Source organism: Methylobacterium sp. A54F (genome assembly GCF_053346035.1).
Window position 1 is genome coordinate 426,131 of the sequence record NZ_JBKFBF010000001.1, and the last position, 17,042, is coordinate 443,172.

General features: G+C 74.3%; 16 protein-coding genes. 11 read left to right on the forward strand and 5 right to left on the reverse strand.

Annotation, left to right across the window (positions count from 1 at the left end; all coding sequences use genetic code 11):
- Positions 1–3: 3 nt before the first annotated feature.
- The gene (locus tag ACLBXP_RS02110) at positions 4–465 is read right to left on the reverse strand and encodes a hypothetical protein (RefSeq protein ID WP_447665867.1); all 462 of its coding nucleotides are present in this window, start codon (positions 463–465) and stop codon (positions 4–6) included.
- A gap of 113 nt (positions 466–578) precedes the next feature.
- A complete protein-coding gene (locus ACLBXP_RS02115) occupies positions 579–1,073 on the reverse strand; it encodes a DUF2721 domain-containing protein (RefSeq protein WP_447665868.1) in 495 nt (164 codons plus the stop codon).
- Between the two features lie 305 nt (positions 1,074–1,378).
- On the opposite strand from ACLBXP_RS02115, the gene ACLBXP_RS02120 reads away from it, so the two are divergent.
- Entirely contained in the window at positions 1,379–1,861 is a 483-nt protein-coding gene (locus tag ACLBXP_RS02120; RefSeq protein WP_447665869.1) for a MucR family transcriptional regulator, read from the forward strand.
- 131 nt (positions 1,862–1,992) lie between these two features.
- Positions 1,993–2,139 carry a hypothetical protein gene (locus ACLBXP_RS02125; protein WP_447665870.1) on the forward strand — a complete coding sequence of 49 codons (147 nt, stop codon included), beginning with the start codon at positions 1,993–1,995 and terminating at the stop codon, positions 2,137–2,139.
- A gap of 276 nt (positions 2,140–2,415) precedes the next feature.
- On the opposite strand, the gene ACLBXP_RS02130 is transcribed toward ACLBXP_RS02125, so the two are convergent.
- Positions 2,416–2,712 (reverse strand): hypothetical protein, encoded by a 297-nt coding sequence (locus ACLBXP_RS02130; RefSeq protein ID WP_447665871.1) that lies wholly within the window; start codon positions 2,710–2,712, stop codon positions 2,416–2,418.
- Between the two features lie 82 nt (positions 2,713–2,794).
- Positions 2,795–3,196 carry a DoxX family protein gene (locus ACLBXP_RS02135; RefSeq protein ID WP_447665872.1) on the reverse strand — a complete coding sequence of 134 codons (402 nt, stop codon included), beginning with the start codon at positions 3,194–3,196 and terminating at the stop codon, positions 2,795–2,797.
- A gap of 163 nt (positions 3,197–3,359) precedes the next feature.
- Between ACLBXP_RS02135 and ACLBXP_RS02140 the strand changes: the two genes are divergently transcribed.
- From ACLBXP_RS02140 to addA, 9 genes are all read left to right on the forward strand, one after another.
- Complete coding sequence (locus tag ACLBXP_RS02140) at positions 3,360–3,743, forward strand: DUF3307 domain-containing protein (protein WP_447665873.1); 384 nt, start codon at positions 3,360–3,362, stop codon at positions 3,741–3,743.
- A gap of 136 nt (positions 3,744–3,879) precedes the next feature.
- Positions 3,880–5,466: a tRNA (adenosine(37)-N6)-threonylcarbamoyltransferase complex ATPase subunit type 1 TsaE gene (gene tsaE / locus ACLBXP_RS02145; RefSeq protein WP_447665874.1), complete on the forward strand. Its 1,587-nt coding sequence runs from the start codon at positions 3,880–3,882 to the stop codon at positions 5,464–5,466.
- A gap of 67 nt (positions 5,467–5,533) precedes the next feature.
- Positions 5,534–6,271 carry a nucleotidyltransferase family protein gene (locus ACLBXP_RS02150; RefSeq protein WP_447665875.1) on the forward strand — a complete coding sequence of 246 codons (738 nt, stop codon included), beginning with the start codon at positions 5,534–5,536 and terminating at the stop codon, positions 6,269–6,271.
- Positions 6,272–6,344: 73 nt separating this feature from the next.
- On the forward strand, positions 6,345–6,578 hold the full coding sequence (locus ACLBXP_RS02155; protein WP_447665876.1) for a hypothetical protein: 234 nt from the start codon (positions 6,345–6,347) through the stop codon (positions 6,576–6,578).
- Complete coding sequence (locus ACLBXP_RS02160; RefSeq protein WP_447665877.1) at positions 6,575–6,862, forward strand: type II toxin-antitoxin system RelE/ParE family toxin; 288 nt, start codon at positions 6,575–6,577, stop codon at positions 6,860–6,862. The genes ACLBXP_RS02155 and ACLBXP_RS02160 overlap by 4 nt, the downstream gene beginning before the upstream one ends.
- Positions 6,863–6,915: 53 nt before the next feature.
- A complete protein-coding gene (addB, locus tag ACLBXP_RS02165; RefSeq protein WP_447665878.1) occupies positions 6,916–10,074 on the forward strand; it encodes a double-strand break repair protein AddB in 3,159 nt (1,052 codons plus the stop codon).
- 50 nt (positions 10,075–10,124) lie between these two features.
- Positions 10,125–10,538, forward strand: a complete 414-nt coding sequence (locus ACLBXP_RS02170) for a PIN domain-containing protein (RefSeq protein ID WP_447665880.1) — start codon at positions 10,125–10,127, stop codon at positions 10,536–10,538.
- Between the two features lie 29 nt (positions 10,539–10,567).
- Entirely contained in the window at positions 10,568–10,822 is a 255-nt protein-coding gene (locus ACLBXP_RS02175; protein WP_447665882.1) for a hypothetical protein, read from the forward strand.
- Entirely contained in the window at positions 10,819–14,262 is a 3,444-nt protein-coding gene (gene addA / locus ACLBXP_RS02180) for a double-strand break repair helicase AddA (protein ID WP_447665883.1), read from the forward strand. The genes ACLBXP_RS02175 and addA overlap by 4 nt, the downstream gene beginning before the upstream one ends.
- A gap of 66 nt (positions 14,263–14,328) precedes the next feature.
- On the opposite strand, the gene ACLBXP_RS02185 is transcribed toward addA, so the two are convergent.
- Positions 14,329–16,998 (reverse strand): ABC transporter transmembrane domain-containing protein, encoded by a 2,670-nt coding sequence (locus ACLBXP_RS02185; protein ID WP_447665884.1) that lies wholly within the window; start codon positions 16,996–16,998, stop codon positions 14,329–14,331.
- Positions 16,999–17,042 lie beyond the last annotated feature (44 nt).

The window sequence follows — 17,042 nt, forward strand, 5'->3', positions numbered from 1 at the left end:
GGCCTAGCCGCCCCGCGAGAGCACCGGGCACTCGGACGCGAACGGCCCCAGCACGATGTCGCCCTGCTCGGGGTTGTTGACCGTGAAGGGCGAGGTGCCCTGCGAACCGAAGAAGCCGCGCCCGATCTGGCGCGGGAAGAAGAAGTCGCTGCCGAAATTGACGTAGCAGCGGTCGATGTCGGCCTCGTAGTCGAACTGGGCCCGGGTCACCTGGGCGGCGCCGGGGCCGCTCCCCAGGGCGCAGTAGGCGGCAAGGTCGATCCGCCCCGGCCGCGACAGGCGCAGCGTCGCGGCCCGGCCGGGCAGCACCGTGAAGGGAGGGCCGCCGTCCTGATTGCCGACGAGGACGTAGGGCGAGCGGTTGTAGACCCGCCGCAGGCAATCGGCCGAGGCCGTGCCCGTCCAGGCCGCCGGGACCAGCAGGGACGCCGCGGCGAGGCAGATCCGCAGGGTGGACAGGGTCATCGTCGATCGGTCCTTCTCGAAGGCGTAGTTCCCCCGCCGCGCCATAGAGCAGGCGCGCCGCGCTTCCCGCAAGGTAGGCCGTTCGCGGCGGGCGCCCAGTAGCGCCGCGCCGCTCAGCCCGGCGGACGGCCCGTCCCGCTCTGCTCCTGCCCGCGCACCACCTCCTTGCGGACCCCGCGTCCCGCCAGCAGGATCTCGGCCGCGAAGGCCGCGATCGCCAGGACGGTGCAGACCAGCGCCACCCCGAAGCAGCCGAACAGCACCGAGCCCATCGTGCTGTCGCGCAGCGCGCCCACGAACAGCGTCAGAACCGAGACCCCGGTCATGATGCCCCCGCAGGAGGCCAGCGTGACGGCGACGTCGAGGAGGAAGGAGCGGCGGCGCAGGTAGGAGAGGCGGTGCGACAGGTGCGCGGCCTCCTCGGCGTCCGCGGTCTCGAGACCGCGGGCCAGGGCATCGACCTTGTCGGCCACGCGGCCGAGGCGGGTCGAGAAGACATTGAGGAGGGTCGCGAGGCCCGAGAGCAGGAAGGCGGGCGCCAGCGCGACCTGGATGACGTGCGCGACGCTGTCGAGGGGGCCGGGGAGGGGGCCGGGCGGCGTCACCATGCCGGGTTCCCCCGGGTCGCCGGCCGCCGTTCCTTCGGCCGGCCCGCGCCGGGTCCTGGATCGCGTCGAAGTCTCATGCGGTTCCCCACGTCCCGTTCCCCACGTCGTCGCCCTCCGCGCCGAAACTATGGCGCGCCTGCGGTTCGTCGTCGCGGCAGCCAGACCTAAGGATGTCGACACAATTCAGAAACCAAGCTGTTGCGTTGCACATATCAAAAATTTTGCGCATTCGTTGCATTCTGTCTTGAACTCTGAGCGTTGAAATGCTCAGAGCGATGGTGAGGGGCCACATTCGGATCAGGGAAATGACAGAAGAAACTCAGGGGCCGAACCCCGAACTCATTGCACTCGCGGGCGACATCGTTGCAGCCTACGTGTCCAACAACTCGGTGCCGGTCGCAGATCTTCCCGCTCTGATCGGCAGCGTGCATTCGGCGCTGATGACCATCTCGGTCGGCGGCGTCACCGCGACCGCTCCCGAAGAGGTCGAGAAGCCCACACCCGCGCAGGTCCGCAAGTCGGTCTCGCCCGACGGCATCATCAGCTTCATCGACGGCAAGGCCTACAAGACCCTGAAGCGTCACCTGGCGAGCCACGGCCTCGATCCGGTGAGCTACCGCCAGCGCTACGGCCTCGCCGCCGACTACCCGATGGTGGCCTCGAACTACGCGGCGCAGCGCTCGGCCCTCGCCAAGCAGATCGGGCTCGGCCGGATCGGCGGCCTCGCCGAGGCACAGGCCGCCGCCGAGGACGAGCCGAAGGCCCGGGGCCGCCGCAAGGCCGGCTGATCCCTCCGCCCGCCTTGCGCTAGCGCACAGATGGCGGCGCAAGCCCTCGTTAACCATGACGGTGTGCTCGTGACCGTCCGCCGAGCGGCGGACGGAGGCCTGAGCCGGTATCGCCCGAGGGGGCTTGCGCCATGTCCGTCACGCTTCACCTGAACATCCCTCCCGAACCGCCCGCCGTCGCGCCCCCGCGCGATCAGGCCCGGGCCGCCCTGCGCCGCCACGTCCGGGCGGTGCTGGAGCGACTCCTCGCAGCGCGGGCCCGAGCCGCCCTGTCCTGAACGGCTCCGCCTTGAGCGGCCCCCGCCGTGGGGCCGCCCGGGTTGCGCGCGGGACCGATGCCGGTTCCGGGCGCCCCGATGCGCCGTCCTCCCGCCGGCCCCCGGGCATGAAAAAAGGCGTGCCGCCGTGCGACACGCCCGAAGTCCGTTGAGACAACTCTCGGGAGGAGAGTTAACGGAACCTTAACAGGCAGGCGCCCACCGCGATAGTGAATTCGATATGCGGTCGACGCATCGCGCGGGCGGAACCCCGTGCGGGTGCGCCGTCGCACCGACTCACCGGCACCCGATGCAGATGCCGGGGATGTCGGAGGAGAGCCGCTCGCTCGCCTTCCGGTCGGTGGCCTCGGCGGCCTCGGCCTTGCGGCGCGCGTCCTCGACGCTCTCCGGCGGGTGGGCGCGCTGTTCGGCCCGGTTCTCCTTGAGGTCGCGCATCAGGCTGTCGAGCGTCGCGCGGCCCTCGCGGCCCGCCTCCTCGGCGCTGACGGTCGGGGGCGCCTCGGTCTCGGCGGCCGCGGCGCCGGCCACCAGGACGGCCGCCAAAGCACCGGCGATCAGGACATGCGGGATCACGGCAGCCTCGGGGCGCGGGAGCGGGGGCGATGGCCGGGAACGCCCGTGGCGCCCGCCCTGGTTCCCGGCGCAGCCCCGGTCGTCACGCGGCGCGCCGGCCCGCATCCAGGCTGAGCGCGCCGGCGCCCGCGAAGGTCAGGTAGAGGAAGACGAAGCAGAACAGGATCGAGGCGTCGCCGCCGTTGGCCGCCGGGTAGAAGCTCTTGGGCGCGTGCGCCATGAAGTAGGCGACCGCCATGTTGCCGCTGAGCACGAAGGCCACCGGCCGCGTGAACAGGCCCAGGATGATCAGCACGCCGCCGACGAGCTCGATGACGCCCTGCACGCCGAGGAGCGACAGCAATTCCGGCGCCGGCATCGTGCGGGGCGGCAGGTTGAGGAGCTTCTGCGTGCCGTGCTCCAGGAACAGCAGGCCGGTCATGATGCGCAGGGCCGCCAGCGCGAAGGGCGCGTAGCGGGTCAGGTTGGCGGTCGCGGCGGCCATGGTCGATCTCCCGGTTGCAGCGGTCACCGCGGCCTGCCGGGCGCACGCCTGTCAAGCTTCGGTGGCCCCGGGCCGTGCGTCACCGCACGCCGGCGGTGGAAAACCGCGCGGCCTGCCCGTAAGCTTCGCGGCAAGCGACGAACCGGATCGTTCGGGGGGAGGGATGCCGCTGGTCCCGGTCTGGACGATGACGGTGCTGGCGGGCACCATGATCGTGAAGCACTACGTCGCCGACTTCGTCCTCCAGACGGACTGGATGGCGAAGGGCAAGGAGCAGGCGACCGGGTGGCTGCTGCCGCTGGCCGCCCATGCGGGCTGCCACGCCCTCGCGACCCTCGGCGTCGCCCTGCTGGTGGCGCCGCACCTGTGGTGGCTGGCCCTCGTCGACTTCGCGATCCACGCCAGCATCGACCGCACCAAGGCGCTGGTGAGCCGGCGCCTCGCCTGCACGCCGGCCGAGGCGCGGTTCTGGTGGCTCCTCGGCTTCGACCAGATGCTCCACGCGCTGACCGACATCGGCCTCGTCACCGCCTTCCTGAGCCTGTGACCGCAGCGATTGCCTCCGCATCCCCTGGTTGCCCAAGCTGACAGGCGGGGCGATGTTCGGTTAACGAACCTCCGCTACAACCATGCGCGGTGGTTCCCTTCATCCCGGGGGGTGGACGCGCGAGCAGGAGGCGGCGTTGAGCGAGGGTCCGGTGACGCCCGCCCCAGGGCCTTCGGAGAAGGCCGCCTTGAAGCCTTGGGAGATCGTGCTCCCCGACGAGGGCGCGACCGAGGATCTCGGGCTGTTCCTCGCCGAGTTCCTGATGCCCGGCGACCTCGTGGCCCTGTCGGGGGGCCTCGGCGACGGCAAGACGACCCTCGCGCGGGCGGTGATCCGCGAGCTCTCGGGCGACCTCGCGCTCGAGGTGCCGAGCCCGACCTTCACGCTGATCCAGCCCTACGAGGGTCGCCGCGGCCAGCCGATCGTCCACGCCGACCTCTACCGCCTGCGCAGCGCCGACGAATTGGTGGAGCTCGGCTTCGACGAGATGGCGGAGGCCGCCATCACCCTCGTCGAGTGGCCAGAGCGGCTGCCGCACCGGGAGGGGCCGGTGCTCGCCATCGACCTCGCCCTGCGCCCCGAATTCGGCGAGGGCTCGCGCTTCGTGCGCATCGAGGGCACCGGCGGCATGCGCGAGCGCCTCGACCGGGCCCGGGCGATCCGGGGCCTCCTTGCCCGGAGCGGCTGGGACGAGGCCGAGCGCATCCTGATGCAGGGCGACGCCTCCACCCGCTCCTACGAGCGCCTGCGGCGCCCCGACGGCACCAGCGCGATCCTCGCCGTCTCGCCGCCCCGCGCCGACGGGCCGCCGGTGCGCGACGGCAAGCCCTACAGCGCCATCGTCAAGCTCGCCGAGAGCGTGCACGCCTTCGTGGCGATGGACCGGGGCCTGCGGGCGCTCGGCTTCTCGGCGCCCAAGATCTACGGCGAGGACCTCGCCGAGGGCCTGCTGATCCTGGAGGACCTGGGGGCGGAGCCGGTGGTCGAGGGCGGCCAGCCGCGGCCCGAGCGCTACGCCGAGGCGACGCGGCTGCTCGCCAAGCTCCACGCCATGGAGCTGCCCGCCTCGCTGCCGGTCGGCGACGGCTCCGAGCACCGGCTGCCCGCCTACGACGCCGAGGCGCTGCTGTTCGAGGCGGAGCTGATGCCCGAGTGGTACGCGCCGGCGATCCGCGGCGTCACCCTCCCGCCCGAGGCCCGCGCCGAGTTCCTCGACCTCTGGCGGCAGGCGCTCGCCGGGGCGGTGCCGGGCCGCCCGACCTGGACCCTGCGCGACTACCACTCGCCGAACCTGATCTGGCTCCCCGAGCGCGCGGGCCTGGAGCGGGTGGGCCTGATCGACTTCCAGGACGCGGTGCTGGGCCACCCCGCCTACGACGTGGCCTCGCTGCTGCAGGACGCCCGGGTCGACGCGAGCGCCGAGTTCGAGCTGCGCCTCCTCGGGCTCTACGCCCGCGAGCGCCGCGCCCGGGAGCCCGGCTTCGACGTCGAGGGCTTCGCCACGGCCTACGCGCTGCTGGCCGCCCAGCGGGCCACCAAGATCCTCGGCATCTTCGCCCGGCTCGACCGGCGCGACGGCAAGCCCGGCTACCTCGCGCACCTGCCGCGCATCGAGGGCTACCTCGCCCGCAACCTCGCGCACCCGGCGCTCGCTGGCCTGCGCGCCTGGCACGAGGCGCACCTGCCGGGCCTCGCCGGGGGCCGGCCCGCCGCCGAGGCCTGACCCGTCCCGAGCCGGACGGGCCCGACCATCCCCGCGAGATCCCGCAGAGACTCCGCAGAGACCCCGCATGAGCGATGCCCCCGCCCTCACCCGCGCCTTCGTCCTCGCCGCGGGGCTCGGCAAGCGCATGCGGCCCGTCACCGCCACGGTGCCGAAGCCCCTCGTGGAGGTGGCCGGCAAGGCGCTCCTCGACCACGCCCTCGACCGGGCGGCGGAGGGCGGCATCACCACGGCGGTGGTCAACGTCCACTACCTCGCCGACCTCATCGAGGGGCACCTCGCGCACCGCGAGGCGGCGCCCGCGATCCTGATCTCGGACGAGCGCGCGGCGCTTCTCGAGACCGGCGGGGGCGTCAAGAAGGGGCTCGGCCTCCTGGGGCCGGACCCCTTCGTGGTGTTCAACTCCGATTCCTTCTGGCTCGAAGGGCCGACGCCGAACCTCGGCCGCCTGATCGCCGGCTGGGACCCGGCGCGGATGGACATCCTGCTGCTCGTCGCCCCGACCGCGACCAGCCTCGGCTACGAGGGCTCGGGCGACTTCGTGATGGACCCGGAGGGCCGCCTCGGGCGCCGGGGCGAGCGGGCGGTCGCGCCCTTCATCTACGCGGGCGTGGCGGTGCTGAAGCCGGAGCTGTTCGCCGACACGCCGGAGGGCGCCTTCTCCCTCAACCTGCTGTTCGACCGCGCCATCGCCCGCGGACGCCTCCACGGCCTGCGCCTCGACGGCGAGTGGCTGCACGTCGGCACCCCCGACGCGATCCGGGCCGCGGAGGAGCGCGTGCGGCTCAGCGCCCGGATGCCGTGAGGCCGCAGCGCAATTGTGGAACGGAGCGGGAACCTTTACATCTGCCGAAGGCACGGATTCGAGGGGCTCGCCGGTGACCAAGCTGCTGGAACAAGCCATCTCGGCCCTGGGACGGATGTCGCCGGAGGTTCAGGACACCATCGCGCAGGCCCTGCTCGGGCTGATCGATGCGGACGAGCCCGACGCGGTCGAGGCCGAGCACCGCGAAGCGGTGTCTGAGGGGCTTGCCCAGGCCGATCGCGGCGCGTTCGCCGCCGGGGACGCCGATGCGATCCTGACCGCCGCGTTCCGCGGCACGGCGCGGTGAGGCTGCGGCTCACCCTCCGGGCAGAGGCCGATCTCCAGGGCATCGCCGCCTACCTCACTGCGCGCAACCCGCAGGCCGCGCTTCGGGTCGAGGGCGAGCTTCGGGCGGCTTTCGCGCTCCTCGCAGCCCATCCGGGTGCCGGACCCTTGCGGGGCGGCGGCGTCCGCCGCTTCGCGCTGCCACGCTACCCCTATCTGATCTTCTACCGCGTGGACCTGAGGGACGAGGCCATCAGCATCCTCACGATCCGCCACGCCGCGCGCCGCGAGCACCGGCCCGGCTGACGAAACCGATGCTCACCAAACCCATGCCCGCGACACCTATGCCCGCGACACCTATGCCCGCCCCATCTCCGCCGGCGCCCCGCGTCCTCACCGTCGCGCCCGGCACGCCCTTCCTGCCGGCCCTCGCCGAGGCCCTGGTCTCGGGCCGCCTCGTCGGCGACCTCGGGGCCGATCCGCTCGCGCTCGCGTCCGTCACGATCTTCCTGCCGACCCGCCGCGCCGCGCGCGCCCTCGGGGCGGTCCTCGCCGAGCGCCTGGGCGCGGCGGCGCTGCTGCCGCGGATGATCCCCCTCGGCGAGGCCGACGAGGCGGAGCTCGACCTCGCCGCCAACCCGCTGATCGGCGCGGGCGCCGAGGACCTCAACCCGCCGATGCCCGCCCTCGAGCGGCGGCTCATCCTCGCCCGCCTCGTGCAGGGCTGGGCCGAGACCGTGGACCGGCGCCTCCTGCCGATCGACGCGGAGGTGCCCTTCCTGGTGCCCTCCTCGCCCGCGGACGCGGTCGGCCTCGCGGCCGACCTCGAGCGCCTGATGGACGCGCTCACCGTCGAGGGACTGCCCTGGTCGGAGATCAGCAGCGCCGTCGAGGCGGAGTACTCGCAGTATTTCGGCCTCACCCTCGACTTCGTGCGCATCGCCGCCGAGAACTGGCCGGGCATCCTGGCCGAGCGGGCCCTGAGCGATCCGGTCTCCCGGGCCCGCACCCTGGTCCTGGCCGAGGCGGCCCGCCTCGCCCGCGAGCGCCCCGCCGACCCGGTGATCGTGGCGGGCTCGACGGGCTCGGTGCCGGCGACCGCCAAGCTCATCGCCGCCGTGGCGCGCCTGCCCCGCGGCGCCGTGGTGCTGCCCGGCCTCGACCTCGGCCTCGACCGGGCGGGCTGGGACGCCATCGAGACCGGGGAGGGCCACGCCCGGGAGATCGCCCACGGGCATCCGCAGGCGATCCTGCACCGGCTGATGGGTCCCGCCTGCCTCGGCCTCGACCGGGCGGAGGTGGGCCGCCTCGCCGAGCCCGCGCCCGAGGCCGCGGCGCGGGAGAGCCTCCTCTCGCAGGCGCTGCGCCCGGCCGAGACCACGGATGCCTGGGCCCGCCTGGAGCCGGCCGAGCGCGCCCGCCTCGCCGCGCAGGGCCTCGCGGGCCTCGCGGTGGCGGAGGCGGCCGACGAGCGCGAGGAGGCGCTGATCGCGGCGCTGGCGCTGCGCGAGACCCTGGAGACGCCCGGCGCCACCGCGGCCCTGGTGACGCCGGACCGGGGCCTTGCCGGCCGCGTCGCGGTCGAGCTCGGCCGCTGGGGCATCGTGGCCGAGGACACCGCGGGCCTGGCGCTGGCCCGCAGCTCCGCCGGCCGCCTCGCCCGCCTCGCGGCCGAGCTCGCCGCCGAGGGCGAGGGCGACGCCTTCGCGTCCCGCCTCATCGCCCTCCTGGCGCACCCGCTTGTGCGGCTCGGCCTGAGCCGCAGCGACGTGGTGCGGGGCGCGGCCGCCCTGGAGATCGGCGTGCTGCGCGGGCCGGCGCCGCGGCCCGGCTTCGCGGGGCTGGGAGAGGCCCTGGCCCTCGCCCGCTCGGCCCGGCCCGAGCGCCAGCCGCGGGCGCGCCGCCGCCTGAAGCCGGTCGACTGGGACCTCGCCGAGAGCCTCGTGCAGCGCCTCGGCCTGGCGTTCCGGGATTTTCCGGGAGACCTCTCCGGCCCCTGCAACCTCGTGGAGGCGGCGGGGCGGCACTGGGGCGCCTGCGACTGGCTGGTGCTCGGTCCCGACGACGATCCCGACCCGCCCCCGGAGCCTTCGCTGGCCTGCCTCGACGAGCTGTTCGACGAGCTGGCGATGACGGAGGCCGACCTGCTGCCCGGCCGCTTCGGCGACTACCCCGCCTTCTTCACCGCGCTCGCGCGGGAGCGCGTGGTGGCCTGCGCCGGGGGGGACCCGCACCCGCGGGTGCGCATCCTCGGGCTCCTGGAGGCGCGGCTGCTCTCGGCCGACCGCGTGGTGCTCGGCGGCCTCGACGAGGGCGTCTGGCCGATGAAGACGGTCACGGACGCCTTCCTCAACCGGCCGATGCGCGAGCGCGTCGGCCTCAACCCGCCCGAGCGACGCATCGGCCAGACCGCCCACGACTTCGTGCAGGCGCTCGGCATCCGCGACGCCGTGATCACCCGCGCGGCCAAGCGCGAGGGCGCGCCGACGGTGCCCTCGCGCTTCCTGCAGCGCCTGCGCGCCTTCGCGGGCGAGGGGCCGTGGGGGACGGTGCTGACGGCGGGCGCCCGCTTCGCGGCCTATGCCCGCGCCCTCGACCGGGGCGCCGCGCCCCCGCAGCCGCGCCTCACGCAGCCGAAGCCCAAGGCGGATCCGAGCCTGTTCCCCCGCACCCTGAGCGTCACCGAGATCGAGACGCTGGTGCGCGACCCCTACGCGATCTTCGCCCGCCACGTGCTGGGGCTCGACCCGCTGGAGCCCGTCGCGGCGCTGCCCGGGGCCAGCGACCGCGGCACCCTCGTCCACGCCGTCTTCTCGGAGTTCGCGCAGCGCTACCCGGACGGCCTGCCCGAGTTCGGGCTCGCGCGGGAATTCCTCGCCAACCTCGCCGTCAACGCCTTCGCGGAGATCGAGAACACCTATCCGAGCCTCTACGCAGAGTGGTCGCCGCGCTTCCAGCGGATGGCGGAGGCCTACCTGCCCTGGGAGTTCGAGCGCCGGTCGGAGCTCGCCCGGATCCATCCCGAGGTCTCGGGCCGCTGGGTGATCCCGATGGGGTCCGAGACCTTCACGCTGCGCGCCCGCGCCGACCGGATCGAGCTCCGGCGCGACGGGACCGCCTGCATCGTCGACTTCAAGACCGGCGCTCCCCCGAGCGCCCGCGAGGTGTTCGCCGGCTTCTCGCCCCAGCTGACGCTGGAGGCCGCGATGCTGATGGCCGGCGCCTTCGCGGGCCTGCCGGCGGCCCGGACGACGCCGGACCTGCTCTACGTCCACGCCTCGGGCGGCCGCCGGCCCTTCACGCCGGCCCCCGTGAAGCCGCCCCGCGGCGACGCCCGCAGCGTCGAGGCGATCGTCGCCGACCACGCCGACCGCCTGCGCGGCCTCGTCGCCCGCTTCCTCACGGGGGAGGCGGCCTACGTCTCGCGGCCCTACCCGAAATACGCGCGCGCCTACGGCGACTACGATCATCTCGCCCGCGTGCTCGAATGGTCGCTCGCCGGCGAGGGAGAGGTTTGATGCTCTACCGGCTGCGCGACCGATGATATCGGATGTGATATCATCGCAGCATGATCGTCGTGGACGCGAACGTGATCCTGTCCGGGCTCAGATCACGGAACGGAGCCGCGCATCAGGTGCTGCGCGGCAGGCTGACCGGACAGCATGCCTTCGCGGCTTCGCCGGCCGTCATGCTGGAATACGAGGATGTGCTCATGCGTCCCGGAGCCCTCGGGGAGCAGCCCTGGATCGAACCCGGCGAGGTGGATGTGCTCCTCGACGCCCTGTGCGCACGGGCGGTCCCGGCGCGACCCTGGTTCAGGTTCCGGCCCTTCCTGGCCGACCCGAAAGACGATCTCTACATCGAGTGCGCCCTGGCGGCCGGCGCGGGCGTGATCGTGACCTTCGATCGCCACTTCGCGCCGCACGTCCTGTCGCCCTTCGGGCTGGAAGCGGCGACGCCGGGGACTTTTCTCTCGCGATGACTCGTCGCGGATCAGCTGAGGGCAACGCCATGTCCAATTTCGCGCTTCGGATTCCCGACCACGTCATGGCTCAGGCGAAGGTCGTGGCGGAGGAGGACCGGATCTCGGTCAACCAGCTCTTCGTGTCGTTCATCTCCGAAGGGCTGGGACACCGGCGCGGGCTCATGGCGATGCAGGAGCGAGCGGACCGGGCCGACGTCGCCGCAGCCCTCGCGATTCTCGACCGTGCGCCGGACGTGGCACCCGATGCCGGGGACGAGCGACCCGGACCGGTGAAGCCTTGAACCAGATCCTCCCGCCCGCCTTCGTCGTCGACGCGATCACCCAGGCCGCCCAGCGGCAGGCGGCGGATCCGCGCGCCTCGGCCTGGGTCTCGGCCAACGCCGGGGCCGGCAAGACCAAGGTGCTCACCGACCGGGTGCTGCGGCTCCTCCTCGACGGCGCCGCGCCGGGGCGGATCCTCTGCCTGACCTTCACCAAGGCCGCAGCCGCAAACATGTCGATCCGGGTCTTCCGCCGGCTCGGGCAGTGGGTCACCCTCGACGACGCGGCGCTCTCCGCCGAGCTCGCCGAGCTGACCGGCGAGCGCCCCGCCCGCAGCCGGCTCGAGGCGGCGCGGCGCCTGTTCGCCCGGGCCGTCGAGACGCCGGGCGGCCTCAAGATCGAGACGCTGCACGCCCTGTGCGAGCGCCTGCTGCACATGTTCCCCTTCGAGGCGAACGTGCCGGCGCGCTTCGTGGTGCTCGACGAGAACCAGTCCCGCGAGGCGCTGGCGATCGAGACCGACAACGTCCTGGCCGACGCGGTGGCGGGCGATCCGGTGCTGGCCGAGGCGCTGGCCCTCGTCACGCCCGAGGCGGCGGGCGATGCGCTGCGCCAGGCGATCCGCGCGGCGATCTCGGCCCGCTCCGTCATCGGCGGCCGCGCGCTCAAGGCGCAGTTCGACGACCTCGCCCGGGCCCTCGGCCTCGCGGCGGAGGAGGGCGCCGACGCCATCGCGACCCGCATCCTCGACGGCGGGCTCGCCGACTGGCCGGGCCTCGCCGCGCAGCTGCGCACCGGCAAGGCCACGGACGAGGGCCTCGCGGACGACCTCGCGGCGGCCGAGGCCGCCCGCGGCACGCCGGACGCCCTGGAGCACTACCGCGCCGTCTTCTTCACGGCGAAGGACGAGCCGAAATCGGACAGGAGCCTCGGCACCAAGGCGGTGCCGGAGGCCGTGCGCGCGGCGCTGCTCGCCGAGCGCGACCGGCTGGTCCCCCTGTTCGACACCCTGCGGGGCGCGCGCGCCCACGCCCGCACGCTGGCGCTGTTCACCCTGGCCGCCGAGATCCACCGGCGCATCGAGGCCCAGAAGGCGCGCCTCGGGGCGCTCGACTTCGACGACCTCATCCACAAGACCCTCGACCTGCTCTCGCGGGTCGGTGCCTCCTGGGTGCTGTACAAGCTCGACCGCGGCGTCGACCACGTGCTGATCGACGAGGCGCAGGACACGAACCCGCACCAGTGGGAGATCCTGCGCCGCATCACCAGCGAGTTCGCGGCCGGCGAAGGCGCGCGGCCGGGCCTGCGCACCCGCTTCGCGGTGGGCGACCCCAAGCAGTCGATCTACAGCTTCCAGGGCGCTGACCCGCGGGAGTTCGCGGCGACGCAGCGGCAGTGGACCGCGGAGGCCCGGGGCGCCGGCCTCGCCTTCGCGGACGTCCGCCTCAACCTGTCCTTCCGCTCGACAAACGGGGTGCTGCGGGCGGTCGACGCCACCTTCGGGATCGCCGAGCACCACCGCGGCCTCTCGTTCGGCGACGCGGTGGGCACCGCTCACAGCACCGCGCGGATCGGCGCGCCCGGCACCGTCGAGCTGTGGTGCATCGAGGAGCCCGCCGAGGAGGCGGAGCCCGACGCCTGGACGGCGCCGGTCGACGCGCCGGAGACGAGCGCGCCCGCCATCGTCACGGCCCGCCGCATCGCCCGCGCCGTCAAGGCCTGGACGACCACCGGCGACGAGCGCGGGCACCTGCGCCGCCCCGGCGAGATCCTGATCCTGGTGCGCAAGCGCGGGGCGGCCTTCGAGGAGGTGATCCGCGCGCTGAAGGGCCTCGGCGTGCCGGTGGCGGGCCAGGACCGGCTCGACGTCGCCGCCCACATCGCCGTCAACGACCTCGTGGCGGCGGCGCGCGCCGGGCTGCTGCCGGCCGACGACCTGACCCTGGCCACGGCCCTCAAGACGCCCCTCGTCGGGCTCACCGACGACGACCTCGTGCGCATCGCCGCCCGGCGCGACCTCTCGGAGACCCTGGAGGACGCGCTCCACCGCCACGCCGCGGCCGGCGACGGCGCCGCGATCCGGGGCCTCGCCGCCCTGCGGGACTGGATCGCGCTCGCGGCCGCCGAGGGGCCCTTCGGCTTCTACGCCACGCTGCTCGGCCCCCGCGGCGGCCGGGCCCGCCTGGTCAGCCGCCTCGGCGGCGAGGCGGGCGATGCCATCGACGTCTTCCTCGCCACGGCCGCGCAGGCGGAGCAGGGCGCCGACGCACCCTCCCTCGGGGCGTTCCTCGCCCGCTACGTCGCCGGGCGCGGGGAGGGCGGCCACACGGTCAAGCGCGACCTCGAATCCGGCCGCGACGAGGTGCGCGTGATGACGGTGCACGGCGCCAAGGGCTTGGAGGCCCCGGTCGTCGTCGTCATCGACGGCTGCGAGCCGCTCGGCCGCAACGACCCGCCGCTGCTGCCGATGCACCGGGAGGGCGCGGCGCCGCTGCCGCCGGTCTGGTCGAGCGCCAGGGCGCACGATTGCGCGGCCATCGCCGAGGCCCGCGCCGAGCTGCAGGCCCGCGCCCGCGAGGAGCACAACCGGCTCCTCTACGTCGCCATGACCCGGGCCGCGGACCGCCTCGTCATCGCGCCCTACCGGGGCCGCGACCCGGCGACCCCGGCCTCCTGGTGCGAGATGATCCGCGCCGGCCTCGAGGCGGCCATCGGCCCGGGCGAGACCGTCGAGGTCGCCCACGGCTCCGTCACGCTGTGGCGGGACGGGGATGCCCCCGCCCCGGCGGAGGCCGCCGGGGCCGGCGTGCCGGCCGCCCATCCCGAGCCCGCCTGGCTCGCCGCCGCGGTGCCGCCGGAGGTCGAGGCGGCGCCCCCGCTGAGCCCCTCGGGGGCCCTGCGCGCGGCCGACGGCGGCCGCCTGCTGCCGCCCCGGCAGGCGGATGCCGAGGCGCGCCGCCGGGGCGTCCTCGTCCACGCCCTCATCGAGCACCTGCCCCGGATCGCGCCCGCGACCCGCGCCAGCGCGGCCGCGGCCTTCGTGCGGGCCCGCGCGCCGGGCCTGCCCGAGGCGCAGCGGCGCGCCATCGCGCAGGCAGCCCTGCGCCTCCTCGACGAGCCGGAGCTCGCGCCCCTGTTCGGGCCGCAGGCCCGCGCGGAGGTGACCCTCTCGGGCCGGGTGAGCGTCGCGGGCGTCGAGCGCCCCGTGGTCGGCCGCGTCGACCGCCTCGCGGTGGTGGACGGCACGGTCTGGCTCGCCGACTTCAAGACCGGGCGGCCCCCCGCGGCGGAGGCGCCCCTGCCGCGGGCCGAGGCCGGGCAGGTCGCGCTCTACGCGGCGCTGCTGGCCCGGATCTACCCGGAGCACCGCATCCGCCCGATGCTGGTCTGGACCTCCGGCCCGGTGGTGCGGACGCTGGACGAGGCGGCCTGCGCGGCGGCGCTCGCGGGGATCGGCTAGAGTCGGTCCAGGAGAAATTGGCCCCGGTTCTCCATCCGGACCGACGACATCAGAGTCTGAGCCGGCCTACTCGGCGGCGGCCTCCCGCTGCTCCCGGGCCACCACCTGCGCGCCGCCCGCCGCGCCGAGTCGGACGTTGACCGGGAAGGCCTCCGCATCGCCCTCGCGCACCACGGCCGCGACGAGGCTCGCGGCCGGATCCCCGCCGGGGAAGATGTCGAGGAGCGCGGGCACGGGCAGGTCGAGCTGCTCCAGCACCCCGTCGAGCACCAGGATCTCGGGCCGGCGCACGATGGCGCGGGCGAGGGTGACGATCACCTGCTGGCGCGAGCCGAGCAGGCGGCCGCGGGTCCCCACCGCGTGGTCGAGGCCGCGGCGGCGGATCGCCGCCTCCAGGCCGAAGCGGCGCACCGCGGCGAGCACCTCGACCTGCACCTCGGCCTCGCCGTGCATCCGGGCGACGTTGATGCGCCCGAACAGGAGGTTGTCGAGGACCGAGCTGAGCGGGCTGATCAGGTTCGGGTCGAACGGGTCGATGTCGTTGCAGTGCGGGCCGCACAGGGCCTCGCGCAGGGGCTCGCGGACGCCGACGATGCGGTTGCGCAGGATCGGGTCGATCAGCCCGAGGCGCTGGCGCGGCTCCACGTAGGGCAGGGCCAGCGCCAGGAACGCCTCCGCGTCGGCCGGGCTCAGGGACCCGACCGCGCCGTCGCCGAGGTCGGCGAGGCGCCGCTCGTAGTCCGGCAGCTCCTCGGGCGCGAGGACCGAGAAGCGCCGCCACAGCGCGTGGCCGACATGCACGTCGCGGAAGATCTCGATCATGTTGCGGGCGATGGCGACGCCCACGGCGGTGAGGTCGTCGAGGAGGCCGAGGCGGGCGAGCGTCGCCCGGAAGCGCGGCTCCCCGGCGAGCCTGCGCCCGACGAGCTCGGGCACGCGGGGCACGCCGAACAGCAGGTTCTCGGCCACCGTCGCCTGCTCGTTGTAGCGGCGCAGGTCGAACGGGATCACGAGGCCCGCCCGGCCCGTCTCCGCGAAGCGGGCCTGCAGGTGGCGGCGGGCCGCGATCACCCGCTCGCCCAGCGGACTGTCGTGGCTGACGGTGCTCAGCGCGGCGAGGCCGAAGCGGTCGAGGTCCGCGCCCATGCCGAGGCCGACGAGGAGCGCGATGATGCGCGCGTCGAGGGCGTCCGCATCCGCGAGGCCGAGGGCGGCGTAGTCGATCCACTCGTCGCCGATGCTGTCGGTGGGGTTGCCGGTGCGGCGCGCCTCGATGCCGTGCTCGCCCGCGGCGTGGCGCCCCGCCCGGACGGGCCGCCGGTGCAGGCCGTAGACGACGTTGTCGCGGATCGAGCCGGGGAACAGGGTCGGCTCCGGCCCCGCGTAGCCGATGCGCCGCGCCCGCGTCGCCAGGGGCAGGGTGGCGACGTCGGCGCCCCCCACCGTGAGGCTGCCCGCCTGCGGCGCCTGCAGGCCCGCGAGCGTGCGGGCGAGGAGGCGCGCCTGCGGCCGGCCGGGCGAGACCAGGGCCACGCGCGCCGGCAGCGGCAGGCTGAAGCTGCCGATCTCCTGGGTGCCGCCCCCCTGCAGGTCCCGCAGGACGAGGCCCTCGGCCGCCAGCGGGCCGCCGAGGGGGGCCGCCTCCGCGCCCTCGGCTTCGTCCGAGCGCAGCCGCTGGGGCGCGAAGTGGGCCGCCACGGTCTCGTACTTCACCTCGACGTCGAGGCGCTGCTGGTCCCAGTCGATCAGCTCCTTGAGGGGCGGCGGCAGGTCCCGGTAGGCGGCCAGCACCGCGACGAGCTGCCCGACGTTCAGCTCGCCCTTCAGCGCGAAGGCGCCGCCGATGGCGTAGAACAGGAACGGCGTCACCTGGGCGAGCAGGTTGTTCAGGTACTTCACCAGGAACTTGCGCTTGTAGATCTTGAGGCGCAGGTCGAACAGGCGGTGCAGCCGGCCGCCGATCTCCGCCCGCTCCCAGCGGGCGGCGTCGTTGAGGGTCACAGCCTCCAGCCCGTCGAGCACCTCGGCGATGCGCCCGGCGAACATCCGCGAGGCGAGCTGCCGCTCCCGGCTGAGCCGCAGGATCACCCGGCGCAGGCGCGGGATCACCACGAGCTGCACGGCCACCATCGAGCCGGCGGCGAGGCCGAGCCAGACGTTCTGGAGCAGGATGAAGAACAGGGCGGTCGCGGCCTGCGTGCCCAGGAAGGCCGGCACCACGAAGGCGTCGCCGATGAAGGCGCCGATCGGCTCCACCTCGTCCTTGATGATCGTGGCGGTCTCCGAGGCCTTCACCTCGCGCATCGCCTCCGGCGTGAAGCGCAGCATCAGGGCGAACAGGTCGAAGCGCAGGCGCCGCAGCATGCGCTCGCCGAGCACGCCCTTGGCGAGGTTGATCCAGTACTTGAACGCCCCGTTGATCAGCACGAGGCCGAGGAAGATCGTGGACAGCCCGAGGAGCAGCTCGAGCTGCCCCACCCGGAAGCCCTCGAACAGCGTCGTCGTCCCGCCCCCCGTCCAGGCCGGCCAGTGGATCGTGAGGTCGAGGAAGGAGGTGGTCGGCTGCCCCTCCTTGAAGGCCTTGCCGGTGATGGCGTCGTTGACGATGCGCCGGGGCAGGTCGAGGGAGGCGAAGTAGAAGGGCAGCGAGCCGAGCACGACGGCGCAGATCGCGAGCTGATCGCGCCGCGAATGCCGCCAGATGTAGCCGAAGAGCGTGGGAGCCAGCTCGCGCATCGCGGGGGTTTGGGGCAACTCCGTTCGGGATACCGTGCGAGCGA

Coding starts and splice junctions, on each gene's coding strand:
- ACLBXP_RS02110 (WP_447665867.1), bottom strand. CDS start 465: ATGACCCTGTCCACCCTGCGGATCTGCCTCGCCGCGGCGTCCCTGCTG.
- ACLBXP_RS02115 (WP_447665868.1), bottom strand. CDS start 1,073: ATGGTGACGCCGCCCGGCCCCCTCCCCGGCCCCCTCGACAGCGTCGCG.
- ACLBXP_RS02120 (WP_447665869.1), top strand. CDS start 1,379: ATGACAGAAGAAACTCAGGGGCCGAACCCCGAACTCATTGCACTCGCG.
- ACLBXP_RS02125 (WP_447665870.1), top strand. CDS start 1,993: ATGTCCGTCACGCTTCACCTGAACATCCCTCCCGAACCGCCCGCCGTC.
- ACLBXP_RS02135 (WP_447665872.1), bottom strand. CDS start 3,196: ATGGCCGCCGCGACCGCCAACCTGACCCGCTACGCGCCCTTCGCGCTG.
- ACLBXP_RS02140 (WP_447665873.1), top strand. CDS start 3,360: ATGCCGCTGGTCCCGGTCTGGACGATGACGGTGCTGGCGGGCACCATG.
- ACLBXP_RS02150 (WP_447665875.1), top strand. CDS start 5,534: ATGAGCGATGCCCCCGCCCTCACCCGCGCCTTCGTCCTCGCCGCGGGG.
- addB (WP_447665878.1), top strand. CDS start 6,916: ATGCCCGCCCCATCTCCGCCGGCGCCCCGCGTCCTCACCGTCGCGCCC.
- ACLBXP_RS02170 (WP_447665880.1), top strand. CDS start 10,125: ATGATCGTCGTGGACGCGAACGTGATCCTGTCCGGGCTCAGATCACGG.
- ACLBXP_RS02175 (WP_447665882.1), top strand. CDS start 10,568: ATGTCCAATTTCGCGCTTCGGATTCCCGACCACGTCATGGCTCAGGCG.
- ACLBXP_RS02185 (WP_447665884.1), bottom strand. CDS start 16,998: ATGCGCGAGCTGGCTCCCACGCTCTTCGGCTACATCTGGCGGCATTCG.